The sequence below is a fragment of the Streptomyces sp. NPDC090032 genome (assembly GCF_044748025.1).
GTDB lineage: Bacteria > Actinomycetota > Actinomycetes > Streptomycetales > Streptomycetaceae > Streptomyces.
The window spans coordinates 166,236-173,581 of sequence record NZ_JBIVFF010000016.1 but is presented as its reverse complement, the minus strand read 5'-3'; the positions used below and the strand labels follow the sequence as shown (position 1 = coordinate 173,581).

Below are 7,346 nucleotides of genomic sequence, written 5' to 3'. Positions count from 1 at the left end.
GTTGATAGGCCAGATCTGGAAGCCCGGTAACGGGTGGAGGTGACTGGTACTAATAGGCCGAGGGCTTGTCCTCAGTTGCTCGCGTCCACTGTGTTTGTTCTCAGATAACGAACAATTGTGTCGGCTGAACGGCCGCACTACTTAATTGAAGAGTGTGCTTGTTCGCTGCCTTGTTCGGGAACCCGTTTCCTTGAAACGGGACACTGATAGGGTTTCGGTGGTCATAGCGTGAGGGAAACGCCCGGTTACATTCCGAACCCGGAAGCTAAGCCTCAAAGCGCCGATGGTACTGCAGGGGGGACCCTGTGGGAGAGTAGGACGCCGCCGAACAATTTTTAGAGGACCCTTGGTCCCAGCACACACGCTGGGACCAAGGGTCCTTTTTGTTTTGTCGAAGCGCGCCGGCTACCCGGCTGCGCGAGAATGACTGCGGTACCGAAGACAGGAGTCACCCATGTCCACCAACTCTCCCGACGAGCGACCGGATCGCGACCAGCGACGCCGGGACAGTGGTGACCGGGACCGCGGCGGAGACCGAGGCGGACCGCGACGCGACAACGACCGCGGCGGCGACCGCGACCGTGGTCCCCGTCGTGACGGTGACCGTTCCGGTGGGGGTCGTCCCGCCTTCCGTCGCGATGACCGCGGTGGCGACAGCCGTGGTGGCGGTTTCCGCCGTGACGACCGTGGTGGTGACAACCGCGGTGGTGACAACCGCGGTGGTGGCTTCCGCCGTGATGACAGCCGTGGTGGCGACAACCGTGGCGGTGGCGGTTACCGCCCGCGTGACGACCGTGACCGTGGCCCCCGTCGAGACGGTGACCGTCCCCCCTTCCGCCGCGATGACCGCCGTGACGACAGCCGGCGCGACGACCGTCGTGACAACGACCGCGGTGGATACCGTCCGCGCGATGACCGTCGCGATGACAACCGCGGTGGCGGCTTCCGTCGCGATGACCGTGGTGGCGACAACCGCGGTGGTGACAACCGCGGTGGCGGTTTCCGCCGTGACGACCGTGGTGGTGACAACCGCGGTGGCTTCCGCCGTGATGACAGCCGTGGCGGCGACAGCCGTGGCGGTTACCGTCCGCGTGACGACCGTGACCGTGGTCCCCGTCGTGACGGTGACCGTCCCGGTGGCGACCGTCCCCCCTTCCGCCGCGATGACCGCCGCGATGACAACCGTGGTGGCGGCGGCTTCCGGCGTGATGACCGTGGTGGCGACAACCGCGGTGGCGGTTTCCGTCGCGATGACCGGCGTGACGATCGTGGTGGTGACAACCGTGGGGGCGGGTTCCGTCCGCGTGACGACCGTGACCGTGGTCCCCGTCGTGACGGCGACCGTCCCGGTGGCGACCGTCCCCCCTTCCGTCGCGATGACCGGCGTGACGACCGCCGCGATGACAGCCGCGGTGGATACCGTCCCCGTGACGACCGGCGTGACGACCGTGGTGGCGACAACCGCGGTGCCGGCTTCCGCCGTGATGACCGGCGCGACGACCGGCGTGATGACCGGGGTGGTGACAACCGCGGTGGTGGGTTCCGGCGCGACGACAGTCGGGGCGGAGGGTACCGTCCGCGCGACGACCGTGACCGTGGGCCGCGTCGCGACGACCGTGGTGGGCGTCCCGGCGGGTTCCGTGGGCGGGACGACCGTGGGGGCGACGACCGCCGTGGCGGCGGGCGCTTCCGTGACGAGCGGGACCGCGACCGCGAGCCCATCCGCCGGCTGCCGATCCCCGAGGACGTCACCGGCGACGAGATCGACAAGGACGTGCGGCAGGAGCTTCAGAGCCTGCCGAAGGGGCTGGCCGAGGACGTCGCCAAGAACCTGGTGATGGTCGCCAAGCTGATCGACGAGGACCCCGAGCAGGCGTACGAGTACTCGAAGATCGCGCTGCGGCTCGCCTCCAGGGTCGCCGCCGTGCGCGAGGCCGCCGGTTTCGCCGCGTACGCGAACCAGAAGTTCAGCGAGGCTCTCGCCGAGTTCCGCGCCGCTCGGCGCATGACCGGCAACGTCGAGCTGTGGCCCGTCATGGCGGACTGCGAGCGCGGTCTCGGGCGGCCCGAGAAGGCTCTCGACATGGCCGGTGCGCCTGAGGTGGCCAAGCTGGACAAGGCCGGACAGGTCGAGATGCGGCTCGTGGCCGCCGGTGCCCGGCGTGACATGGACCAGCTCGACGCGGCCATCGTGACGCTGCAGAGCCCCGAGCTCGCCTCGAACTCCGTGCAGCCGTGGACCGCGCGCCTGCGGTACGCGTACGCCGACGCGCTGCTCGCCGCCGGTCGTGAGGACGAGGCGCGCGAGTGGTTCGCGAAGGCCGTCGAGTCCGACCGGGACGGCAGCACCGACGCGTCCGACCGGCTGGCCGAGATGGACGGGGTCGAATTCGTCGACGCCTTCGAGGAGGACGACTCCGACGAGGCATCCGCCGCCGTCGCGGGGCCCAAGGCTCCTGCCAATGACGACGACGAGCCGTGGGTCGAGGACGAAGAGGGCGTCGAAGAGTTCTACGACGATGACGACGAGGAGTTCGAGCCCGAGAACGACAAGGGCTGAGCTTCGCGGCGGTGTGAGTGGCCGGCTGCTGCCGGCCGCGTATGACCGAGTACGACGAACGGGCGGGATCCCAGCGATGGGGTCCCGCCCGTTCGTCGTGTGCGCCTACGCGCGCGTGGCTCGCGGTCAGTCGGCGAGTGTGCGCAGCACCAGACCCGTCGCCGGCTTCGGGCCGAAGGACGTCGACTTGCGGGGCATCGTCACGCCCTGCCGCGCCAGGTCGCGGACCACTTCCTCGCGGACCGGGTGCATGAGGACCGCCGTGCCGCCGTCACGTTCCGCCTTCGCGACCGTGGCGGCCGCGTCATGGATGTACGCGATGTGCTCCGGGGCGTCCTCGGGGATGCGCCAGACATGGTCGAGGAGCGTGGAGTGCAGGACCGTGGCGTCGAGCGAGCGCCAGGCCTCCGGGCGGTCGGCAGGGATCGTACGGGCCAGGAGGTCCGGGGACGGGGCGTCCGCGAGGTGGAAGGAGCCGGCGCCGGCGAGGAGGAACGCGTTGCCGTGGGCGGCCGCGTCGGCGAGGGCGTCCAGGGCGTGCGGCAGAGGGCCGGGGACTTCGCTCAGGCGGAAGGAGCCCTTCAGTGCGGCCAGGGCGTCCGGGACCGGGAGGCGGTGCAGGAGGCGGTGGATGGCGCGGACGCGCAGCGGGTAGCGGGCCGTGTCGACGAGGAGGACCAGGCCGTAGTCCCACGGGGTCGGGGACGGCTGTTCGGAACGCAGGCGCAGATACGTCGCCCAGCGGTGGTGGCCGTCCGCGATCAGGGCCTGGTGGTGGGCGAGGTCCGTGCGGATCTCCGCCAGCTCGGCCGGGTCGGTGACCGACCACAGGCGGTGGCTGAAGCCGTCCTCCGTGGTCGTGGCGAGGAGCGGGGGGCGCTTGGCCGTGCGTTCGATGGCCGCGGTCGCGCCCGTCGCGTTGCCCGCGCTGCGGTAGGTGAGGAGCAGGGGTTCGAGGTTGGCGGCCGTGGCGCGCATCAGGCCCGCGCGGTCGGCGACCACGTGCGGCATGACGTCCTCGTGGGGCAGGACGACCCCTTCGGACGGTTCGGACAGGCGCAGGGCGCCGATGACGCCGCGCTGGAGATGGTCTCCGTCGCGCTGCTCGTAGACGTACAGCCCGGGGATCTCGTCGGGGGCCAGGATGCCCTCGGACAGCCAGCGGCGCAGGGTGTCGGCCGCGAGGGCGTTGCGGGTGTCCGGGGAGACGGCCTGCGGGAGGATCAGGCGGACGATGTTGTGCGGGTCCGCGGACTCCAGGTGGTGCAGACCGTCGGGGCGGACGACCACGTCGTAGGGCGGTGACGTCACGGCGGCGAGGCTGCCCACGCGCTCGGGGACGTAGCGCACACCCCTGAACGGGATCAGGTCGAGGCCGTCGCTGCCCGTCGGACCTGGGGGACCTGCAGAGTTCATTGCTGCATCGTATGTGTGTCAGTGGCATGAGCGATGATCGGGGAGTGGGATCGAACGAGGAGCGATGTGTAATGAGCCAGACCGTCAGGACGCGGCCCGAAGGCAGTGAGCGGGCGTTGAACGAGGCGTACGACACGGCGCTGCTCGATCTCGACGGGGTGGTGTACGCGGGCGGTGACGCCATCGCACACGCCCCCGAGTCGCTCGCCGTGGCGCGGCGGGCGGGCATGGGCCTCGCGTATGTCACCAACAACGCGCTGCGTACGCCGGACGCCGTGGCCGAGCATCTGAGGGAGCTGGGGATTCCGACGGACGCGGCGGACGTCATCACGTCGGCGCAGGCCGTGGCGCGGCTGATCAGTGAGCAAGTGCCGGACGGGTCACGGGTGTTGGTGATCGGCGGGGAGGGGCTGCGGGTCGCGCTGAGGGAGCGCGGGCTCGAGCCGGTGGACTCGGCCGACGACGAGCCGGCGGCGGTGGTGCAGGGGTACGGCGGGCCGGACATGGCCTGGGGGCGGTTCGCGGAGGCCTGCTACGCGATCGCGCGCGGTGTGCCGTGGTTCGCGTCCAATACGGACCTGACCATTCCGAGCGGGCGCGGCATCGCTCCGGGCAACGGCGCGGCGGTCGAGGTCGTCCGAATCGCGACGGGTGCGCAGCCGCAGGTAGCCGGCAAGCCGCTGCCTCCCATGCACCGCGAGACGATCCTGCGGACCGGCGCGGAGCGGCCGTTGGTGATCGGGGACCGGCTCGACACGGACATCGAGGGCGCGTTCAACGGGGAAGTGGATTCGCTGCTCGTCCTGACCGGCGTCACCGACGGGGCGCAGCTGCTCGCCGCGCCGCCCCAGCACCGGCCCACGTATGTCGACGTCGACCTGCGAGGTCTGCTCACCGGGCAGCCGGACGTCGTGGCGGAGGGAGACGGGTTCGCGTGCGGGGGCTGGGTCGCGACCGCGGGCGACGAGCATCTTGAGCTGGAGGGGGACGGCGAGGTGATCGACGGGCTGAGGGCCCTGTGCGCGGCGGCGTGGACGGCGGCCGGGGACGGGGCCTGCGAGCTCAGTGGTGCGAAGGCGCTGGAGCGGCTGGGGGTTTGAGGCGCAGCGGGGGGGCGGGGACGGGGAGGGGTACCGGTGAGTGTGGTTCCTCCCGCGCTTTCCCGCCTCCCCGTTTCCCCGCTTTCCTGCTTCCGCGCTGCCCCCGCGCAGCTCCCGTCGGCAGCGATGCGGGTAGCGACCTCGAAGAGACTGGGGAGGGTAGGCTAACCTAACCTCGTGTTGGTCGACAGTCCCCCCGAACAGCGCGCGGACACCGCTGCCGCGCCCCCGAACCGCCGGGCGATACGTACGGTCGGGCTCCTCGGAGCCGTCGTCGTACTGCTCGTGCTCCTGGTCGTGAGTATCGCGATCGGGGCGAAACCCCTGTCCGTGGACCAGGTGTGGCACGGCCTGTTCGAGGACACCGGGACGTTCAGCGACGTCGTGGTGGGCGAGCGGCTCGCGCGTACGCTGCTCGGGCTTCTCGCCGGTGTCGCGCTCGGGCTCTCCGGCGCGGTCCTCCAGGCGCTGACCCGTAACCCGCTGGCCGACCCCGGACTCCTCGGCATCAACATGGGCGCCTCGGCGGCCGTCGTCACCGCCATCAGCTTCTTCGGCGTCACCTCGCTGACGGGCTATGTGTGGTTCGCCTTCCTCGGAGCCGCGGCCGTGGGCGTTCTCGTCTACGTCCTCGGGGGGACCCGCAGCGCGACGCCGGTGCGGCTCGCGCTCGCCGGGACCGCCATCAGCGCCGCGCTCTACGGCTATCTCCAGGCCGTGATGATCATGGACAACGCGGCGCTCGGCAAGATGCGCTTCTGGACGGTGGGTTCGCTCGTCTCCGCCGACATGCCGACCATCCGGCAGGTGCTGCCGTTCACCGCCGTCGGCTCGGTGCTGGCCCTCGCGCTCGCGCGGCCGCTCAACGCCATGGCGATGGGCGACGACACGGCCCGCGCCCTCGGCGCGAATCTGAACAGGACCCGCGCGCTGTCCATGGCGGCCGCCACGCTGCTGTGCGGCGCCGCGACCGCCGCGTGCGGGCCCATCGTCTTCGTCGGCCTGATGGTGCCGCACGTCGTGCGCTCCTTCACCGGCCCCGACCTGCGCTGGATCCTGCCGTTCTCGGCCGTCCTGTCTCCCGTGCTGCTGCTCGGCGCGGACGTCCTCGGCCGGCTCGTCGCGCGGCCCGCCGAGGTCCAGGTCGGCATCGTCACCGCGATCATCGGCGGCCCGGTCTTCATCTATCTCGTGCGCCGGCGGAAGGTCACCCAGCTGTGAAGGCGATCCGTACCCGGGGCGGGATCTCCCTGCGCCTCGACATCCGCGCGTTCGTGGTCGTCCTCGTGCTGCTGTGCGCCGCGCTCGCCGCGAGCGTCGCGCTGATCGGCACCGGCGACTTCCCCATCTCCGCCCCCGACGTGGTCCGTACGCTGCTCGGCAACGGTGACCCGGGTCAGGAGTTCATCGTCAACGACCTGCGGCTGCCCAGGGTCCTCGTGGGCCTCCTCGTGGGCGCGGCGCTCGCGCTCGGCGGCGCGCTCTTCCAGGCCATCTCCCGTAATCCGCTGGGCAGTCCGGACATTCTGGGCCTCGGTCAGGGCTCCACGGCCGGTGCGCTCGTCATGATCGTGCTGTTCTCGGGGAGCGCTGTCCAGGTCGCCCTCGGGGCGCTCGTCGGCGGCCTGGTGACCGGGTTCGGCATCTATCTCCTCGCCTGGAAGCGCGGCGTGCACGGATACCGGCTCGTCCTGGTCGGCATCGGAATGTCCGCCATCATGACCGCGGTCAACGGCTATCTGCTGACCAAGGCCGACATCGTCGACGCCGCCCGCGCGACGGTCTGGATGACGGGCTCCCTCGACGGCCGCGACTGGAAGCAGGTCTGGCCCCTGCTCGTCCTGTGCGCCGTCCTCGTCCCTGTCGTCCTCACGTACGCGCGGCCGCTGCGCATGCTGGAGATGGGCGACGACGTGGCGAACGCGCTCGGGGTGCGGGTCGAGCGGACGCGGCTCGTCCTGCTCGTGGCCGCCGTGCTGCTCACCGCCGCGGCCACCGCTGCCGCGGGGCCCGTCGGATTCGTCGCGCTGACCGCCCCCCAGCTGGCCCGGCGGCTGACGCGCTCGCCCGGCCCGAACATCGCGGCGTCCATGTGTATGGGCGCGGCCCTGCTCGTCGGCGCCGACTGGATCTCACAGCGCGCCTTCGGCGCCGATCAGCTGCCCGTCGGAGTGGTCACCGGAGTCGTCGGCGGTGTCTACCTGCTGTGGCTCCTGGTCTCCGAGCGGAAGGCCGGCCGGATATGAATGACCGGACATGAGCAACCGGAT

6 protein-coding genes and 1 rRNA gene are annotated in these 7,346 nt (G+C 71.1%); 6 read left to right on the top strand and 1 reads right to left on the bottom strand.

What is annotated here, in order from left to right:
• Nucleotides 1-213: 213 nt before the first annotated feature.
• From rrf to ACIPWY_RS33990, 3 genes are all read left to right on the top strand, one after another.
• Nucleotides 214-330, top strand: a 5S ribosomal RNA gene (gene rrf / locus ACIPWY_RS34000).
• Nucleotides 331-509: 179 nt separating this feature from the next.
• Entirely contained in the window at nt 510-1,838 is a 1,329-nt protein-coding gene (locus tag ACIPWY_RS33995; protein ID WP_401536339.1) for a hypothetical protein, read from the top strand.
• Nucleotides 1,775-2,560, top strand: coding sequence for a hypothetical protein (locus tag ACIPWY_RS33990; RefSeq protein WP_362909632.1), 786 nt, complete (start codon nt 1,775-1,777; stop codon nt 2,558-2,560). The genes ACIPWY_RS33995 and ACIPWY_RS33990 overlap by 64 nt, the downstream gene beginning before the upstream one ends.
• Before the next feature lie 126 nt (nt 2,561-2,686).
• On the opposite strand, the gene ACIPWY_RS33985 is transcribed toward ACIPWY_RS33990, so the two are convergent.
• On the bottom strand, nt 2,687-3,976 hold the full coding sequence (locus ACIPWY_RS33985) for a DUF1015 family protein (RefSeq protein WP_393704707.1): 1,290 nt from the start codon (nt 3,974-3,976) through the stop codon (nt 2,687-2,689).
• A 71-nt stretch (nt 3,977-4,047) separates the two neighbouring features.
• Here ACIPWY_RS33985 and ACIPWY_RS33980 point away from each other — a divergent pair, with 71 nt between their 5' ends.
• The 3 genes from ACIPWY_RS33980 to ACIPWY_RS33970 all read left to right on the top strand — a co-directional run bounded on the left by ACIPWY_RS33980 (nt 4,048) and on the right by ACIPWY_RS33970 (nt 7,322).
• Nucleotides 4,048-5,076 (top strand): HAD hydrolase-like protein, encoded by a 1,029-nt coding sequence (locus tag ACIPWY_RS33980; RefSeq protein ID WP_362909635.1) that lies wholly within the window; start codon nt 4,048-4,050, stop codon nt 5,074-5,076.
• 177 nt (nt 5,077-5,253) lie between these two features.
• Nucleotides 5,254-6,297 carry a FecCD family ABC transporter permease gene (locus ACIPWY_RS33975; protein WP_393704709.1) on the top strand — a complete coding sequence of 348 codons (1,044 nt, stop codon included), beginning with the start codon at nt 5,254-5,256 and terminating at the stop codon, nt 6,295-6,297.
• Nucleotides 6,294-7,322 carry an iron chelate uptake ABC transporter family permease subunit gene (locus ACIPWY_RS33970; protein ID WP_362909639.1) on the top strand — a complete coding sequence of 343 codons (1,029 nt, stop codon included), beginning with the start codon at nt 6,294-6,296 and terminating at the stop codon, nt 7,320-7,322. Before ACIPWY_RS33975 ends, ACIPWY_RS33970 begins: the two co-directional genes overlap by 4 nt.
• Nucleotides 7,323-7,346 lie beyond the last annotated feature (24 nt).

Coding starts and splice junctions, on each gene's coding strand:
- ACIPWY_RS33985 (WP_393704707.1), bottom strand. CDS start 3,976: ATGAACTCTGCAGGTCCCCCAGGTCCGACGGGCAGCGACGGCCTCGAC.
- ACIPWY_RS33980 (WP_362909635.1), top strand. CDS start 4,048: ATGAGCCAGACCGTCAGGACGCGGCCCGAAGGCAGTGAGCGGGCGTTG.